1 protein-coding gene is annotated in these 573 nt (G+C 45.4%); it reads left to right on the forward strand.

The features are described from left to right. Window positions 1-573 (forward strand): formylglycine-generating enzyme family protein (locus L6J37_RS21260; protein ID WP_237796528.1); only part of this gene is annotated, 573 nt, incomplete at both ends.

Genomic DNA, 573 nt, shown 5'->3' on the forward strand with positions numbered 1-573 from the left:
CGTGCCATCGAGAATCTGGTGTTTGTTGAAGGCGGCAGTTTTGACATGGGGGATTTTGGTGCTCCTTGTGAAGTTCCCAGCGGTACGATCAGCCGGATGGATTGGTCTCCGGATGCTGAATGTTTGAGCTCACCGGGGAGTCAGATGACAGGAGCTGATCATTTGCATCAAGTCACACTCGATGCCTACTCAATCGCTAAATTTGAAACGCGCTTTATTGATATGGAGTGGATGCGTCAGATCAACGGACTGCCCGTAGCAAAAGAGAATATCCAAGATGGCTCTATTGTTAAACGCAACTCAGAGCGCTACCAGTGGCTTCTTGAAAATAGAAAAGATCACCCAGCCAGTGCTAAAACGTGGCAAGAAGCCAAAGATTATTGTCTATGGGTAGGCCAAATTAGTGCAATACCCTTTGACTTACCAACAGAAGCACAGTGGGAATATGCCGCTCGAAGTCGTGGGAAGAAGTATTATTTCGCAACCAATACAGGCTACTTACAACTAAGTGAGGGTTATTATCTGGATCCTGAAACTAATTACTATATTGAGTACACAGAAGACGAGGTAAAT

The sequence above is a fragment of the Photobacterium sp. WH77 genome, from assembly GCF_022014395.1.
GTDB lineage: Bacteria > Pseudomonadota > Gammaproteobacteria > Enterobacterales > Vibrionaceae > Photobacterium > Photobacterium arenosum.